The following is a 16,041-nucleotide window of genomic DNA, read 5'->3' on the forward strand; positions in this document are numbered from 1 at the left end:
GGACAGTTCCGAGGGGGCCTTTTGAGTTCCGTTGACGTGACGAAGCGAGACCGTCGTGACGACTGAAGCGCAACGACGGCGCTCCATGTGGCAGATCCTGCTGTTCTCGGCGGGTCTTCTCGTGTTGACCGTGATCAGCGCCGGCTCCGTCTACCTGGTCAACAAGGCCAGAGACGATAGCAAATGGGTGATCCACACCATCGAGGCGGAGAACCAGATCAACGCCCTGCTGCTGGAAATCCGGCGTGCCGAGAGCGCCGCCCGCGGCTATCTCCTGACCCAAGGGGCGGATTTCAAGGCCGACCATGAGAAAGCCGTGGCAGCGATCATACCTGCCCTCGACAAGCTCACGCGCCTGACCCGCGATAATCCGGACCAACGCGGCAACATCGAGAAGCTGAGCGCGGCCATCGAAATCCGGCTGGGGCAATTCAAGCAGGAGCTGGACTTCATCGGCCAGAATCGGCCGGACAAGGCCATAGCGCAGGTCCGCGAGGCCGCCTCCACCGACACCACGGCCGAGATCAGCAAAGTCGCCGTCTCCATGATCCAGGAGGAGGAGCGTCTGTTCCGGCTCCGATCGGCCAATTCCGACCGCAGCCAGACGCTGGCGGCCTCGATGACCGGCATCGGTTCGGGCCTCGTGGTGCTGCTGACCCTGATCTCGATCTGGCTGGTGCGGCGCTCGGTGCTGGCCCGCGACGAGGCCGAGACGCGCCTGCGCGACGCCTACGCCAACCTCGAGACCGTGGTCGACGAACGCACGGCAGACCTGCGCGAGGCCAACAACGAGATTCAGCGCTTTGCCTATATCGTCAGTCACGATCTTCGCTCGCCCCTCGTCAACATCATGGGCTTCACCAGCGAACTCGAAGAGCTCAGCGGCGACATTTTCCGCCGTATCGGCGGCCTTACCCATGTCCCGGCCGATGGCCCGCCGCTAGCTGACGGCGAGGTCACGCTCGAAGGCCCGGACAAGCAGCTTTCAACGGATTTTTCCGAAGCGCTCGGCTTCATCAAGTCGTCGATCGCCAAGATGGACCGCCTGATCTCGGCGATCCTCAACCTCACCCGCGAGGGCCGGCGCGAATTCGTGCCCGAGAAGATCGACACCCGCGAGTTGATCGAAGCCATCGTCTCGACGCTGGCGCATCAGTCCGCCGAAGCGCAGGCCGAGATCCATGTCGCGCCGCTGCCGGATCTCGTCAGCGACCGCCTTGCGCTGGAGCAGATCTTCTCCAATCTGATCGACAACGCCATCAAATATCTCAAGGCCGGCGCCCCCGGCGAGATCAGAATCCGCGGGCGCACCAAGCTTGGCTACGCTATCTTCGAGATCAGCGATAATGGCCGCGGGATCGATCCGAAAGATCACCAGCGGATTTTCGACCTGTTTCGCCGGGCGGGAACCCAGGACAAGCCTGGTCAGGGCATTGGTCTTGCGCATGTGCGTGCACTTGTGCGCCGCCTCGGCGGTACCATGTCGGTATCATCGGAACTGAATACGGGCAGCACCTTCACCATCACGCTGCCCATCACCTGGAACGCAAGCAACCGGAACGCCGACCAATGACTCAACCCGTCACCATCATCATGATCGAGGACGACGAGGGCCACGCCCGGCTGATCGAGCGCAACATCCGCCGATCCGGCGTCAACAACGAGATCATCCCCTTCGCCAACGGCACGGACGCGGTGAAGCACCTGTTCGGCTCCGACGGCAGCGGGCTCGTGCAGAAGGGCAATGCGCTCCTGATCCTGCTCGATCTCAATCTCCCCGACATGACCGGGATCGACATCCTGAAGCAGATCAAGGAGAACAAGTACCTGAAAGCCTCGCCCGTGGTGGTGCTGACCACCACCGACGATTCCCAGGAAATCAAGCGCTGCTACGAGCTTGGCTGCAACGTCTACATCACCAAGCCCGTGAACTACGAGAATTTCGCCAATGCCATCCGGCAGCTCGGCCTGTTCTTCTCGGTCATCCAGGTCCCGCCCGCCGCCTCATGAACCAGCACCCGCCTACACTGCTCTACATCGACGACGACGCGGCGCTGGCCCGCCTGGTCGAGCGCGGCCTGACGCGGCGCGGCTACAAGGTCATTCATGCCGCGAGCGGCGAGGAAGGCCTGGAGCGTATCCGTCGCGCGGGGACCCAAAACAGCGCCGACGGCTGCATCGACGTCGTGGCGCTCGACCAGTACATGCCCGGCCTCGACGGGCTGGAGACGCTCGAGCAGATCATGGCGATCTCAGGCGCGCCGCCCGTGGTGTTCGTCACCGCATCGCAGGATTCCAGCATCGCGGTCACCGCGCTGAAGGCGGGCGCGGCCGATTATCTCGTCAAGGACGTCAAGGGCGACTTCATCCCCCTGCTCCACGTCGCCGCCGACGGCGCGCTACGCCAGGCCGAATTGCAGAAGGCGCGCGAGGAAGCCGAGGCCGAGATCCACGCATCGCGCGACCGCTACGCCGCGCTCGCTGCCGAACGTGAACTGCTGCTGCGCGAGGTCAATCACCGCGTCGGCAACTCGCTCCAGATCATCGCCTCGCTGCTGCATCTCCAGGCGAACTCCGCAGGCCAGGAAGAGGTCAAGGCGGCGCTGACCAACGCGATGGGCCGCGTCGCCGCGGTCGCGCAGGTCCACCGCCGCCTCTACACCTCGCAGGACCTGAAGAGCGTGGTGCTCAACCAGTATCTGGATTCGCTGCTCGAGGATCTCAGGCGCTCGGCCGAAGGCAACCGGATGTCGCGCCTGACGGTGAAGGCCGAGCCGATCGAGATCGACCCGGACCGCGCCGTCGCCGTCGGCATCATCGTCAACGAGTTGGTGATGAACGCGGTGAAATACGCCTATCCCGACGGCGCCGGCCCCATCCATGTCGAGCTGACCTCGCAGGGCGAGGATCTGCTGCTGGCGATCACCGACGACGGCGTCGGCGACAAGGTCAAGGCGGATCCACGCTCGACCGGCATGGGCCAGCGCATCGTCGCGGCGATGGCCACCAAGCTCGACGCCACCGTCGAGCGCGACCCCGCCCATTCCGGAACTCGCGTCATGCTGAGGTTCCGCCGCACGCCCGCGGCCCCCGACAAGACCAACAACGCCGCCGCAGGCTGACCCTCGCCCCCTTCGCAACACCTCCACGATCCTGCTATTGTTGCGCCATGACTTCGCGCGACTCCGCTTCGTCTGAAATCACGCCGGCCGTGCTGTTGCGTGCCTATGCCTGCGGCATTTTTCCGATGGCCGAGAGCGCCGACGATCCGACCCTGTTCTGGGTCGAGCCGGAATTGCGCGGCGTGATCCCGCTCGAGGGATTTCGCGTGGCCTCGCGGCTCGCGCGCACCGTCCGTACGGACGCCTTTCGCGTCACCGTCAACACCGCGTTCAAGGCAACGATCGCCGGCTGCGCGGCGCCGCAGGCGGGACGCGAGGACACCTGGATCAACAAGCGGATCCGCGACCTCTATGGCGGCCTCTACGAGCTCGGCCATTGCCACAGCGTCGAGGCCTGGCAGGGCGACGACCTCGTCGGCGGGCTCTACGGCGTCAGCCTCGGACGCGCCTTCTTCGGCGAGAGCATGTTTCACACCGCGCGCGATGCCTCGAAGGTCGCGCTGGTGCACCTGGTCGCGCGGCTGATCCATGGCGGCTTCGAGCTGCTCGACACGCAATACGTCACTGATCATTTGAAGAGTTTTGGCGCGGTCGAGATTTCGCGGCGGCGCTACACCGCACTGCTCGACAAGGCCCTCGCCGGCGACCCCGGCGATTTCCTGAGGCTGTCAGCCAGTGACGCGATCCCGGGCGCGCGCGCGCTCGACATCGTCGCCTCCCGGCCATAATCGGTGATGGGGCCTAGCGCCCGAACCCGGGGATGCCGAACAGGCCCGGCCGCTGCTCCGGCGGCGGCGGGGGTGGCGGCGCCGGCTGCTGCTGCTGGATCGGCGGCAAGGGCTGCGGCGGACGCTGCTGCACGGCCTGCTTGGGTGGCGCCGCCTTCTTCTGCGCGGGCGGCGGAGCCGGCGGCTTTGCCGCGGCCGGATCGGGCGCCGCGGTCGCAATGGTCTGCTGCGGCTCTTTGCAGTCGGTGAGCCAGATGTCGTAGATCGGATGCTCGACGCCGTGCAGGCCCGGGCTTGCCGCATACATCCAGCCCGAGAAGATGCGCTTCACCTCGCCCTGCAAGGTGATCTCGTCGACCTCGACGAAGGCGTCGGTATTGGTGGCTTCCGTCGCCGGCCGCGTATAGCAGGCGTCGGTTTTGACCCGCAGCGCGCCGAACTGGACGGTCTCGCCGATGTCCTCGTCGAAATTGATGATGCGCCCGGTGATCTTGTCGAGGCCGGAGAAGGTCGCCTTCTTGTTCACGATCTTCTGGGCCGGCGGCTCGGTCACGACCTCGTCGCCGGGCTGGAGGCTCGCCGGGGTCTGCGGGACAGTGCCGCCCGGCCCGCCCTTCTGCTGGGGCTGGCGCTGACCGGGCGCCCCCGGGGCGGCTTGCGGATTGGGCGGAGCAACCGCCACGGATGGCGGCTGGTTCGGCGGAGCGACGGTTGAGCCCGGCGGCGGCGCCAGGGGCTGGGACTCGACCGGCCCCGGCATCACGTTACCTTGCCGGCCCGGCGGCGGCGCCATCGGGCGCGACGGCAGCACGCGGCCCTGCGGCGGCAGCTCGGGGACCTCTTCGTCGTCATCGGGGATCTGAGGCTGCGGCTGACCACGCGGAATCGAACCCGGCGGCCGCGGCGGCGGGTCGGAGAAGATCGTGCCGATCTGCGCTTGCGCGGGCGTCGCAACCGTCAATGCGGTGGCGGCCAGAAGCGCCGCAAGACCTGGCAGGGCAAGTCTTGTAAGGGTAAAGGTTCGAACCATCTTCTCGCGCGGCTTCAACAGCGAATCGGGCTTGCTGGACATTCTACAGGGGATACCGCCGCTCGCAGGCCATCCGGTTAACACGGCGAATACGGCGGGGGAAGGGCGGCATCCCTGCCCTGCCCGCCGCCGGCTGGCCAGACCGGCGGCCGGATGGGATAGTTGACCCGCCCCTCCCCGGGGCCGAGGCGGGCAGCGCCCCCGGAAACGACGTCCAACCACAACGTTAAGCCTAAGGTCGCTCCCATGCCCGTCGTGCTCGATCCCGATGCCGCCGCCGTCTACAAGGCCTTCCAGGACGCCGGCCGCCCCGCCTACGAGACGCTGACGGCACCGGAAGCCCGCGCCTATTACGGGCAGGCCCGCTTTGCCACCAACCCCGAGCCGCTGGAATTGGCGCGCGTCGCGGCGCTGGCGATCCCGGCGCCGCACGGCGCGATCCCCGCCCGCACCCACGTGCCAAAGGAGCCGCGCCTTCAGGACGGGTTGTCGCCGGCGCTGGTGTTCTTCCATGGCGGCGGGTGGGTGATCGGCGATCTCGACTCCCACGACGTCGTCTGCCGCCAGCTCGCCGTCGAGGGCGCGCTGATCGTGATCTCGGTCGATTACCGCCTCGCGCCCGAGCACAAGTTCCCCGCCGCCGCCGATGACGCGATCGCCGCCACGAAATGGATTGCCGCGAATGCGCGCGAACTCGGCATCGACGCTGCGCGCCTTTCGATCGGCGGCGACAGCGCCGGCGGCAATCTCGCCGCTGTGGTCGCACTCACCGCACGCGACGGCAACGGTCCGAAGATCGCCGGCCAGGTCCTGATCTACCCCGCGACCGATTTCGCCATGACGCACGGCTCCCACAGCGAGCCCGAGACCAGCGTGCTGCTGACGCATTCGGTGATCCGCTGGTTCCGCGATCACTATCTCAACGGCACAGCCGACATCCACGACTGGCGCGCCTCGCCGGCACGCGCGAAAAGCCTCGCCGGTTTGCCGCCGGCCTATGTGCTCACGGCCGGCGCCGATCCGCTGCGCGACGAAGGCGACGAGTATGCCGCGCGCCTGAAGCAGGCCGGCGTGCCCGTCGCCTACAAACATTATCCCGGCCAATTCCACGGCTTCTTCACCATGGGCAAGCTGCTGCCGCAGGCCAACGTCGCGGTGCGCGAGATCGGCGCCTGGTTGAAGGAGCTGGGCTGACGCCTCCCATGCCCTTCGTTCTTCAAACCGTCTTCGCCCTCCCCCTGCGCGCGCTGGCATGGCTCGGCAGCCAGGGCACCCGCGGGGTCGCGGCGGTCGTGTTCGTCGCCGCCGCCGTACCGCCGCTCGGCGCGCTGCTGCGGCCCTACATCACCGAAGCGATCCTCGTCCTGCTCTGCATCTCCTTCATGCGAGTCGATCTCGCGGCGCTGTACGGTCACCTACGCCGCCCGGCGCTGATTGCGACCGCAACCGCCTGGACTACGATGGGCGTGCCGCTGATCGTCGGACTGATCATCTATGCAGCAGGGCTCAACGACCGCTCGCCCGGCCTTTCCGTTGCCCTGATGCTCCAGAGCATGGCCTCGCCCATGATGGCCTCGCCGGCGCTCGCCGCGCTGATGGGGCTCGATGCCACGCTGGTGCTGGTCACGCTGGTGACCTCGACCGCGCTGGTGCCGTTCACAGCGTCGCTGTTCGCAAGCCTATTCCTCGACGGCATGCTCAGCGTCACGCCGGCGACGCTCGGCCTGAAGCTGCTCGGCATCCTCGCGGCGTCGCTGCTGGCCGCAACCATCATCCGTTGGGTGTTCGGCGCAAAAGCGATCCAGCGCCACAGGAAGCCGATCGACGGCTTCAACATCATCATCCTCCTGATCTTCGCCGCCGCGATCATGGGCGATGTTGTGAACGATCTGGTGGCGCAGCCGGTGTTCACCATCGGCCTGGCGGCTCTGTCCTTCGCGATCTATTTTACGCTGCTCGCCGTGACCACGTTGCTGTTCCGCCGCATCGGCTATGAGCGCGCGCTGGCGCTCGGGCTAATGGTGTCACAGCGCAATCTGGGCCTAATGCTGGCCGCGACCGCCGGCGCGCTGCCGCCAACCACCTGGCTCTATTTCGCGATGACGCAATTTCCGATCCACCTTGCGCCCTACATGCTGACGCCGATTGCACGCCGCTTCACGGCGCGCGCGGATGGCAACGGCGAGGCAGCTGCAGGCAAGGCGACCTAGGACGCAGTCATAGCGGCGTCGCAGCCGGCTTTGAGGCCCTGAAGAGATAGCGGTTGGTGCTGAAGAAGTATTGTCCTGCCCCGCTGAGACACTCGAACTCGCTGTGCCATGCTTCGAGATCATCGGCGGAAACGTCGTTCCTGCGGGCGACGAAGTCCCGAATGCCCTGGGCCAGCCCCTTGCTGTAGCTATCGTCATCGTACTGCAAATTCAGGATTGGAAAGACCGACGCACCGTCCAGGTGAAGTCGTGCATCCGCCAATCTGCGGGCCATCGACCTCGGGAGACGCGGGTGAGCGCAGTGCGCTTCCCATGATTTCATCACCGCGGCCATACGTTCCGGGCTTTCGGAATACCACACCACCGCGTCCCAGTCGGTTGCGACAAAAATCGTGCGGCCCCCTGGCTTGAGCACGCGAAATGTCTCTGTGAGGACGCGGTCAACATCGGGCACGTACTCGGCAACCTGCGTGCACACGACGACATCGAACGACGCATCGGGTTGACCCAATTCCGTGGCGTTGCCGATCGCATATGAAATCCAGGCGGAAGCCTTCTGCCGGTTGCAGACCGCGATCAGGTCAGTCGACACATCGATCCCGACGACGGCACCATCAGGCCCAACGATCTGCGCCATGCTTTCGCAGAGATAGCCGGGACCACATCCGATATCGAGAACGCTCTCGCCGGCAGACAGATTGAGCTGCCGAATGGTCTCCGCGCGCTGGGCGGTCACGTCCCCTGTGAGATAAAGTCTTTGGAGCCGTTTCGCGTTCTCGTTGCTGTACTCCATCCCGCTCATCTTCGCCTCCACGCTCGAGTGCCAGGTGAGATTTCCTAACCCGCCCGCGCCGCGCGCCGCAGCGCCTGCGGGGGCTGGCCGAAGGCGCGGATGAAGGCGCGCCGCATGCGCTCGGGGTCGCCAAATCCGGTCGCCTCCGCGACGAGCTCGATCGCCTCGCGCGAGGACTGCACGCGCTCGCGCGCGACCTCGATCCGTAAGCGCTCGATCGCCTTCGACGGTGTCGTGCCGGTCTCCGCGGCAAAGGCGCGGGCAAAATGCCGCGCGCTCATGCCGGCACGATCGGCGAGATCTTCGACCGTCAGCCGGGCATCGAGGTTCTCGCGCGCCCAGGACAGCAGCGCGCCGAACCGGCCGTTCGGCGTCTTCAACTCCAAGAGCGATGAGAACTGCGACTGGCCCCCGCTGCGGCGATGATACAGCACGAGCTGGCGGGCGGCCTGTTGCGCGATCTCCTCGCCATGGTCCTCGGTGACCATCGCGAGCGCGAGATCGATACCCGCGGTGATGCCCGCCGACGTCCACACATTGCCGTCATGCGTGAAGATCTGGTCCGGCTCGAACTTCACCTTGGGATAGCGCGCGACGAAATCCCGCGTGCGGCCCCAATGCGTGGTGGCGCGGCGTCCATCGAGCAGGCCCGCCTCGGCCAGCACATAGGCGCCCGAGCAGACGCTGGCGACACGCACGCCGCGCCGCGCCAGCCGCTGCACGAAGGCGCGCGTGACCTGGCAGCGTGCGGCGTCCGTCACGCCTGCGCCACCCGCGATGACCAGTGTCGTGATCGCGTTCGCCGACTTGAAGTCGCGCGCCATCATTTCCACGCCGGACGAGCTGCGCACGGGCCCCGCGTTCAGTGCCAGCACGCGGATTCCGGTGGTCGTCTTGCCCGTGCAGCGCGCCGCGATCTCGAACACCGAGATCGGGCCGGCCGCATCGAGCAACTGGAAGTCCGGGAAGATCAGGATGCCGATCATGGTCATGTCCGAAAGTGAGGGAAATACGCCATTTTGGACGGAATGGCATCATGAGAGGCTGCGTCCGTCAAGCTCATCTTTGGAGGACCTGCCCATGTCGTCACCGCTCCAGATCGGTCTTTTGGTGTTTCCGCGCGTCACCCAGCTCGACTTCACCGGTCCCTTGCAGGTGTTCTCCTCCGTCCCCGGCGCGAAGCTGCACCTGATCTGGAAACGGATCGAGCCGGTGCCGAGCGATTCCGTGCTGACGCTGACGCCGACCACGACATTCGCCGACTGTCCTCAGCTCGACGTGATCTGCGTGCCCGGCGGCGGCGGCACCAACGACCTGCTCAATGACGAAGAGGTGCTGGATTTCCTGCGCCGGCAGGCCGAAGGCGCCAAATACGTCACCTCGGTCTGCACGGGGGCGCTGGCGCTCGGCGCTGCCGGCCTGCTCAAGGGCTACCGCGCGGCCACCCATTGGAGCGCGATGGAGATGCTCGGCCAGTTCGGCGCGATGCCGACCAAAACGCGCGTCTGCATCGACCGCAACCGCGTCACCGGCGGCGGCGTCACCGCCGGGATCGATTTCGCGCTGACGCTGGTGTCGATCCTGGTCGACCGCACCACGGCGGAAGCGATCCAGCTCCAGATCGAATACAACCCCGCCCCGCCGTTCACGTCCGGCTCGCCCGACACCGCGCCGGCCGAAGTGCTGGCCTTGCTGAGAGAGCGCGGCGCCGCAAACCAGGCCCGCCGCCTTGAGGCGGTCAAGCGCGCGGCTGAGCGGGTGATGTAGCTCTCATGTCCCGGACGCGGTGCAGCATGCAACGCTGCGCCGCAGCGTCCGGGGCACGAGACCTCCCGCAAGTCCCCAAAAGAAAAAGGCCGCTCGGTTTCCCAAGCGGCCTTTCCTGTCTTACGGTGGCTGCACATTCCATCGGGCGATTTCGAACTTCCAGACCGGGGGCCTATCTCCCGATCGAGTCCTCGTCGGCGGCCGCTGCATCACGGGACAGTCGCGAACTGTTGCCCGAACCGAACGCGATGGTCTCCCATCTCCGTAAGATGGGACCATTGAGCCGCATCGCTCGCGTAGCTGCAACGCCGGCGCAGGCGCTGTCCCCGCTGTTCCCGTTGTCCACAGCAAGGTGAGGCGGATGCTGGTGCATCCACCCCCACGGCAAGGATTCGGACGGAGATCGGAAAGCTAGCCAGGCGTCCAGGGCTGGTAGTCGCCGGTCGCCTTGGGACGCTTGCCGCTGGCAAGCGTCGAGCCGGAGGGCCGATAGGCGTTCGGCGTGCCGGTGGGGTTCGGCTGGTGCGGCTTTTGCCATTCGCGCGGCTGGTAGTTCTCTTCGGTCGGCGGCACATCGACGACGTGATGCATCCAGCCGTGCCAACCCGTCGGGATGCGGCTCGCTTCGGCGTAGCCGTTATAGATGACCCAGCGCCGCTCGAAGCCGAGTGTCGGATCGATCGCGCCGCCGCGGGTCCGATAATAGCGGTTCCCCTGCTCGTCCTGGCCGACCAGCTCGCCATACCGCTTGGTCCAGAGCTGGGTGCCAAAGGTCTGGCCACTCCACCAGGTGAAGAACTTGAGGAAGAACTGTTTCATACGGCTAGGGCCCTGCTTCGTGAGGCCCTGATGCCATCCGGGCGGCGAAATGTCCAGTTCCGCGGGGGCGGCGGTGCCCCCCGCAAAATGTGGTGCCCGGCGCAAGCCCTGCCGCAAATCGGACGCGATCCGTTCATGCCGGGTACAGCGGCCACATGGAAACCTGCGCCATACGCGCACACCGGCGTGAACCCTGGAACCGCGGGCCCTTCAAGAGGTTTGCTTCAGGGAATAAGGAGTTTGAACATGAAAAGTCTGAGAATTTTGAGCGCCGCGGCAGCGGTGGCGTTGGTCCTTCCGTTGGCGACGCCGAGCTTCGCCCAGGGCCGTGGCGGCCACGGCGGTGGCGGCGGTGGTCATTTTGGCGGTGGTGGCGGCGCCCATTTCGGCGGTGGCGGCGCCCGCATGGGCGGCGGCAGCTTTGGCGGCGCGCGGTTCGGTGGCGGCGGCGGCAATTTCGCAGCCGGAGCCATGCGCCCGAGCGCCGGCCTAGCCATGCGTCCGACCGCAGGAGCCACGTTTAGTGGTGGCGGCGGCCGTCCCCTCGCAGTCGCGGGTAACAACTGGCGCGGCGGCGGTGGCAACTGGCACGGTGGCGGCTGGCGTCGTCATGGTGGCGGTTTCTGGCCGGGCGTCGCAGCCGGTGCTGCGATCGGCGGGCTCGGCTCCTACGCCTACTACGGTGGCGGGTACTACAACGATCCCTACTACTATGGCGACGACAGCTATTATGACGAACCGTCGGTCGCGGTGGTGCCGGATAGCGGTGGTGACTCGTCGGCTTATTGCGCGCAGCGATACAGATCCTACGATCCGGCCTCGGGCACGTATCTCGGCTATGACGGCCAGCGTCATCCCTGCCCGTAAGCAGGTCGACAACGCTTGACGGAAGAGGCGTCGCATCGGTGCGGCGCCTCTTTCGTTTGTCGCGCGCTCATCGCCTGTTTCGCGCGCAGCCCGCGCATCGCGCGGGAGTAACTATGCACGCGAACGCGAGGGACCTTTATTCACCGCACCGTGCATATCTACAATGATCCAATCCCAAATTGACCCGTCCCGCGATTCGCCTATATCACCGATGAATGTTGGGACTTCGATCTACTGGGAAATGTCATGCCGCGTATCCTCGTGGTAGATGACGATCCGATGGTCGGCGCGACCATCGAGGTCCTGCTCCAACGTCAGGGCTTCGATGTCACGATGGCTGACGGCGGCGAAACGGGGCTGGCTGCGCTCGAAGCGCAGACGTTTGACGTGATGCTGGTCGACATCTTCATGCCGCACATGCGCGGCTTCGAATCCATCCGCATCTTTCACGAGCGCGCCCCGGCGATCCCTCTCATCGCGATGTCCGGCTACGCCTTCGCCTCGTCTGCGTCGCCCTCCCCCGATTTCCTCCGCATGGCACTGGAACTCGGCGCGACACGCTGCCTGCGCAAGCCGTTCACGCCGGACGCGCTCCTGACCACGATCCGGGAATGCCTCGGCGAGGCCACGCAGCCGAAGGACAAGAAAGAAGCCCCTTGATCCCAACGCAGCGCGTCATTCTCGGTGCTGGACTTGCAATCCTCCTGATCATCACCGCCGCCTCGATCGGACTCGACGTCAAGTCGCGGTTCGATGCCGCCTGGGTCAATCACACCATCGAGACGCAGAAGAAGATCTCCGATCTGCGCGTGCTGATGCGCCACGCCGAGAGCGCCGCGCGCGGCTACGAGATCTATCGCAACCCGAGCTTCAGCGACGAGTTTCAGGCGGTGCACGCCCAGATCGCACCGGCGCTGGCCGACCTCAAGCGCAGCCTGCGTGACAACCCCGATCAGGTCGCGCTCATCGAGGGCACCGAGCCGCTGGCGCTGCGCCGGGTCGAGATCGCCGCAGAGGTGATGCGCCTGCGCGCCGAGAACGACCAGGCCGGCGTTGCCGCGCTCCAGGGCAAGGGCGAGGGCCGCGGCCTCATGGACACGGTGATGGGCAATCTCGATCAGCTGAGCGCGGAGGAAGAGCGATTGCTCGCCGCCCGCGCCCTAAGTTCCCGCCGCACCGGCATCGTCCTGCTCGGCATCGACGTGATCGGCGCGCTGGTGATCCTGCTGCTGGTCGCGATGCTGATGCGCGAGAGCCAGCGCACCACGGTCGCGCTGAAGAGCACCCTGCTGGAGACCACGGCGGCGAAGGAGCAACTCGAGGCGGCCGTCGCCGAGCGCACCGAGCATCTCGTCAACGCGCATGACGAGCTGCGGCTGTCGGTGAACGTGCTCCAGAGCACGTTCCACAGCATGGCCGAGGCTGTGCTGGTGATCGACGCCGAGGGCACTGTCCTTCTGTCCAATCCGGCCGCGGAACGCATCTTGCTGCATCGCGCCGGCATGAGCCTGCGCAATCTGCGCGCCCTGTCCGACGTGTTTCACGGCGACGGCGTTACGCCGCTCAGGGCCGACGAGCTGCCCTCGACGCGCGTGCTGCGCGGCGAGCAGTTCGAGAATCTGGAGATGATCGTCCGCCCGCATAACGGCAACGATCCCCGCCATCTGATGATCAGCGGCCGGCCGATGCGCGACGGACAAGGCAACGTCTCCGGCGCCGTGCTGGTCTATCACGACGCGACCACGTCGCGCGAAACCGAGCGGCAGCTGCACCAGTCGCAGAAGCTGGATGCGATCGGCAAGCTGACGGGCGGCGTCGCGCACGACTTCAACAACATGCTCACGGTGATCTCCGGCAATACCGAGACGCTGGTGGCGAGTCTGAAGCAGCAGCCCGAGCTCCAGCGCGTGGCCCGCCTGATCGACGATGCCGCCGAGCGCTGCGCCGAGCTGATCCAGCATCTGCTCGCCTTTGCACGAAGGCAGCCGCTCCAACCGCGCAATGTCGAGATCAACGGCGCGATCGCCGATATCGCCAAGCTGCTGCGCCCCACCCTCGGCGAGCAGATCCAGATCGAGACCGTGCTGGAACAGGGACCGATGACCGCGCACATCGATCCGTCCCGCCTCACCAATGCCGTGCTCAACATGGCGATCAACGCCCGCGACGCCATGCCGAACGGCGGCAAGCTGCTGCTCGAGACCCACCACGTCGTGCTCGACGAGGCATATGCGCAGGCCCACGCGGAGGTGCAGCCCGGCCCCTACGTGATGCTCGCGGTCAGCGACACCGGCACCGGCATGTCAGCGGACATCCAGCAGAAGGCCTTCGAGCCGTTCTTCACCACCAAGGAGGTCGGCAAGGGCTCGGGCCTCGGCCTCTCCATGGTCTACGGCTTCGTCAAGCAGTCCGGCGGCCACATCAAGATCTACAGCGAGGAAGGCCACGGCACCACGATCAAGCTCTATCTGCCGCCGGGCGACGGCATGACGGACGCGGCGGCCCCAGTGGCGCCGCAGGCCGAAGGCGGCGCCGAGACCATTTTCGTGGTCGAGGACGACACGCTGGTGCGCAACTTCGTCACCGCGCAGCTGCAGAGCCTCGGCTACGACACGGTCGCCGCGCCCGACAGCCGGGCCGCGCTGGACATGATCGAGGCCGGCCAGGACTTCGACCTCCTGTTCACCGACGTCGTCATCCCCGGCGGCATGAGCGGGCGCGAGCTCGCCGAAGAGGTGGCCAAGCGCCGGCCGGGTGTGAGGGTGCTCTACACCTCCGGCTACACCGACAACGCCATCGTCCACCACGGCAAGCTCGACGACGGCGTGCTGCTGCTGACAAAACCCTACCGCCGCAACCAGCTCGCCGAGATGATCAGGAAGGCGCTGAACGGCGGCGGGATGACGGCGGGCTAGTTCAAGGATTGTTCTGCGGCGGCTTCCGCCGCTTTGTTTCGAACACCTTCGCAACATCCGGAGGCATCGCCCCAGGCGCACGCGATCGCGCGCCTTCTATCGCCCATGCCTTTTCGAAATCGGCGCTCGCAGCGGCAGCGTCCTGCTTCTTCTCGTAGGCCGCGCTGCGTGCGCGATAGGCTTGTTCATTGTCCGGATCGAGCTCGATCTGCTTTGTGAAGTCGGCAATGGCCCGGTCCTGATCGTCCTTGAGCGCGTAGGCGCGGCCGCGAAGCCCGTAGACGTATCCGATCCTGGCGTCGGCTGCGATGCTGGCGTCGAAATCGGCGATGGCTGCGTCGAGATCGCGCGTGTGCAGATAAGCCGAACCACGGATGCTGAGCGGATACGAACGCTTCGGATTCAGCTCGAGCGCCTTGCTGGCGTCGGCAATCGCATGCGCGAAGTCATCCTGGCGTAAACGAGCGTCGGCGCGACTCTCGTAAGCCGCCGCACTGCCCGGATTCATGCTGATCCAGTGATCGATGTCGGCAATGGCGTGGCCGTAGTCCTTCTTTCGCCTGAACGCCACAGCCCGGTATCGATATCCATCGAAACCGCCGTCCGGTTCGATGCCAAGCGCGCTGGCAAGATCGGATGACGCGCCGGCGCGGTCGCCGATGTGATTGCGGTTGTCTTGCCGGGCAAGATAGGCCGCGATCCATCTCGGGTTGATCTCGATCGCCCTGGATTCGTCCGCGATGGCACCGCGCCGATCGCGGGCGATACCCCGGTTGGTGTAGGCGCGAAAATTCTGCGGATCGATCTCGATGGCTTTCGTCGAGTCGGCGATCGACTGATCGACATTGCCGTCGTCGAAATTGGCTGCACCCCGCCTCATATAGGCGTCGGCGAAGGCTGGATTGATGGCGATGGCCTCGCTCTCATCGGCGACAGCCGCCTTGTAGTCGCCGCTGCGCCAGTGGGCGTTGCCCCGATCATGAAAAAAGCCCGCACGTTCATCGTGGCCTGGCGTGCCGGCCTCGATCAGGCGCGTGCAGGCCGAAATCACGGCCGCTTCCGGAGCATCGTTGGATGCATTGCAAGATAACCGATCCTGATCGGCTTGAGCCAATCCAAGGGACGGGATCAGGCCGAGCACGACGGCCAGCGCGATGACTCTCATGCGTTGCCCCTGGAGCGAGGTGAATCGCGGGAAACTATCTAGAGGTGCAGCGCGGCTTCGCGCAAGAGACCGCTGTCTAGCGCGTCGCCAGCACCACGGCCGCCAGCGTGAAGACCAGCGCGGCGATCTGCCCCGGGCCCAACGGCTCGTGCAGCGCCAGTGCCGAGGCGACGACGCCGATCACGGGTACCGCCATGGTGCCGATCGCGGCGACCGAGGCCGGCAGGCGCGCTAACGCTGCGAACCAGCTGACATGGGCGATGCAGAACTGCACCACGGTCGAATAGACGGCTGCCCAGCCGAGCGTCGTCACCTGCTCCGGATGCGAGGCCTGGCACGGCTTCGAAAGCGCGCAGATTGTGTGTGCGCTCGGCTGAGAACTGCACTGAATTACGAATGCTCACTGACGTCATCCGCGGTCTCGCGGCGGGTGTCGATGTTGTTTCCGGGTGACAGGCGACCGAAATCAAACGGTATTCCTGGCAGGCAAGACCATTCTCGTTGAGCCGTTTCGGCGAGCGAATATGTTGCGGTCTGTTTCTGAGGATTTCACCTCGGAATGGCCTGCGGGTCGGTGCCAAGGCTGCCGGTAATACAATTGATAGTTGAATCGAGAATTGGTTCT

General features: G+C 65.9%; 15 protein-coding genes and 1 pseudogene. 10 read left to right on the top strand and 6 right to left on the bottom strand.

The features are described 5' to 3' along the window. Positions 1–55 precede the first annotated feature (55 nt). The 4 genes from AB7531_RS24645 to aat are packed head-to-tail and all read left to right on the top strand — an operon-like array spanning position 56 to position 3,850. On the top strand, positions 56–1,573 hold the full coding sequence (locus AB7531_RS24645) for a sensor histidine kinase (RefSeq protein ID WP_094184055.1): 1,518 nt from the start codon (positions 56–58) through the stop codon (positions 1,571–1,573). Continuing rightward, positions 1,570–2,010, top strand: a complete 441-nt coding sequence (locus AB7531_RS24650) for a response regulator (protein ID WP_063983554.1) — start codon at positions 1,570–1,572, stop codon at positions 2,008–2,010. The genes AB7531_RS24645 and AB7531_RS24650 overlap by 4 nt, the downstream gene beginning before the upstream one ends. Next, positions 2,007–3,122, top strand: a complete 1,116-nt coding sequence (locus AB7531_RS24655; RefSeq protein WP_063983555.1) for a sensor histidine kinase — start codon at positions 2,007–2,009, stop codon at positions 3,120–3,122. Before AB7531_RS24650 ends, AB7531_RS24655 begins: the two co-directional genes overlap by 4 nt. Positions 3,123–3,169: 47 nt before the next feature. After that, positions 3,170–3,850 (top strand): leucyl/phenylalanyl-tRNA--protein transferase, encoded by a 681-nt coding sequence (aat, locus tag AB7531_RS24660; RefSeq protein WP_063983556.1) that lies wholly within the window; start codon positions 3,170–3,172, stop codon positions 3,848–3,850. A 13-nt stretch (positions 3,851–3,863) separates the two neighbouring features. On the opposite strand, the gene AB7531_RS24665 is transcribed toward aat, so the two are convergent. Further along, complete coding sequence (locus AB7531_RS24665) at positions 3,864–4,922, bottom strand: DUF2155 domain-containing protein (protein WP_166096385.1); 1,059 nt, start codon at positions 4,920–4,922, stop codon at positions 3,864–3,866. 204 nt (positions 4,923–5,126) lie between these two features. Here AB7531_RS24665 and AB7531_RS24670 point away from each other — a divergent pair, with 204 nt between their 5' ends. Both AB7531_RS24670 and AB7531_RS24675 read left to right on the top strand, forming a co-directional pair. Further along, positions 5,127–6,074, top strand: coding sequence for an alpha/beta hydrolase (locus AB7531_RS24670; RefSeq protein WP_063983558.1), 948 nt, complete (start codon positions 5,127–5,129; stop codon positions 6,072–6,074). Between the two features lie 8 nt (positions 6,075–6,082). After that, positions 6,083–7,090, top strand: coding sequence for a hypothetical protein (locus tag AB7531_RS24675; protein ID WP_063983559.1), 1,008 nt, complete (start codon positions 6,083–6,085; stop codon positions 7,088–7,090). 7 nt (positions 7,091–7,097) lie between these two features. Here AB7531_RS24675 and AB7531_RS24680 read toward each other — a convergent pair whose 3' ends face one another. Both AB7531_RS24680 and AB7531_RS24685 read right to left on the bottom strand, forming a co-directional pair. Beyond that, positions 7,098–7,892: a methyltransferase domain-containing protein gene (locus tag AB7531_RS24680; RefSeq protein ID WP_063986397.1), complete on the bottom strand. Its 795-nt coding sequence runs from the start codon at positions 7,890–7,892 to the stop codon at positions 7,098–7,100. Between the two features lie 35 nt (positions 7,893–7,927). After that, complete coding sequence (locus AB7531_RS24685; RefSeq protein WP_063986398.1) at positions 7,928–8,869, bottom strand: GlxA family transcriptional regulator; 942 nt, start codon at positions 8,867–8,869, stop codon at positions 7,928–7,930. Between the two features lie 94 nt (positions 8,870–8,963). Here AB7531_RS24685 and AB7531_RS24690 point away from each other — a divergent pair, with 94 nt between their 5' ends. Continuing rightward, positions 8,964–9,650, top strand: a complete 687-nt coding sequence (locus AB7531_RS24690) for a DJ-1/PfpI family protein (protein WP_063983560.1) — start codon at positions 8,964–8,966, stop codon at positions 9,648–9,650. A gap of 411 nt (positions 9,651–10,061) precedes the next feature. Here the strand turns inward: AB7531_RS24690 and AB7531_RS24695 are convergent, their stop codons facing one another. After that, positions 10,062–10,469, bottom strand: coding sequence for an NADH:ubiquinone oxidoreductase subunit NDUFA12 (locus tag AB7531_RS24695; RefSeq protein WP_028148726.1), 408 nt, complete (start codon positions 10,467–10,469; stop codon positions 10,062–10,064). Between the two features lie 246 nt (positions 10,470–10,715). Between AB7531_RS24695 and AB7531_RS24700 the strand changes: the two genes are divergently transcribed. From AB7531_RS24700 to AB7531_RS24710, 3 genes are all read left to right on the top strand, one after another. Continuing rightward, positions 10,716–11,336 (top strand): BA14K family protein, encoded by a 621-nt coding sequence (locus AB7531_RS24700; RefSeq protein WP_063983561.1) that lies wholly within the window; start codon positions 10,716–10,718, stop codon positions 11,334–11,336. Between the two features lie 246 nt (positions 11,337–11,582). Continuing rightward, a complete protein-coding gene (locus tag AB7531_RS24705) occupies positions 11,583–11,996 on the top strand; it encodes a response regulator (RefSeq protein ID WP_063983562.1) in 414 nt (137 codons plus the stop codon). Beyond that, a complete protein-coding gene (locus AB7531_RS24710) occupies positions 11,993–14,251 on the top strand; it encodes a CHASE3 domain-containing protein (RefSeq protein WP_063983563.1) in 2,259 nt (752 codons plus the stop codon). Before AB7531_RS24705 ends, AB7531_RS24710 begins: the two co-directional genes overlap by 4 nt. A 1-nt stretch (position 14,252) precedes the next feature. On the opposite strand, the gene AB7531_RS24715 is transcribed toward AB7531_RS24710, so the two are convergent. Next, entirely contained in the window at positions 14,253–15,416 is a 1,164-nt protein-coding gene (locus tag AB7531_RS24715) for a tetratricopeptide repeat protein (protein WP_441280147.1), read from the bottom strand. Between the two features lie 76 nt (positions 15,417–15,492). Continuing rightward, positions 15,493–15,714, bottom strand: a pseudogene (locus AB7531_RS24720) (EamA family transporter); the annotation flags it as partial. Between the last annotated feature and the right edge of the window lie 327 nt (positions 15,715–16,041).

The organism is Bradyrhizobium sp. 63_E2_N1_3, from assembly GCF_052076005.1.
GTDB classification, from domain to species: Bacteria; Pseudomonadota; Alphaproteobacteria; order Rhizobiales; family Xanthobacteraceae; genus Bradyrhizobium; species Bradyrhizobium barranii.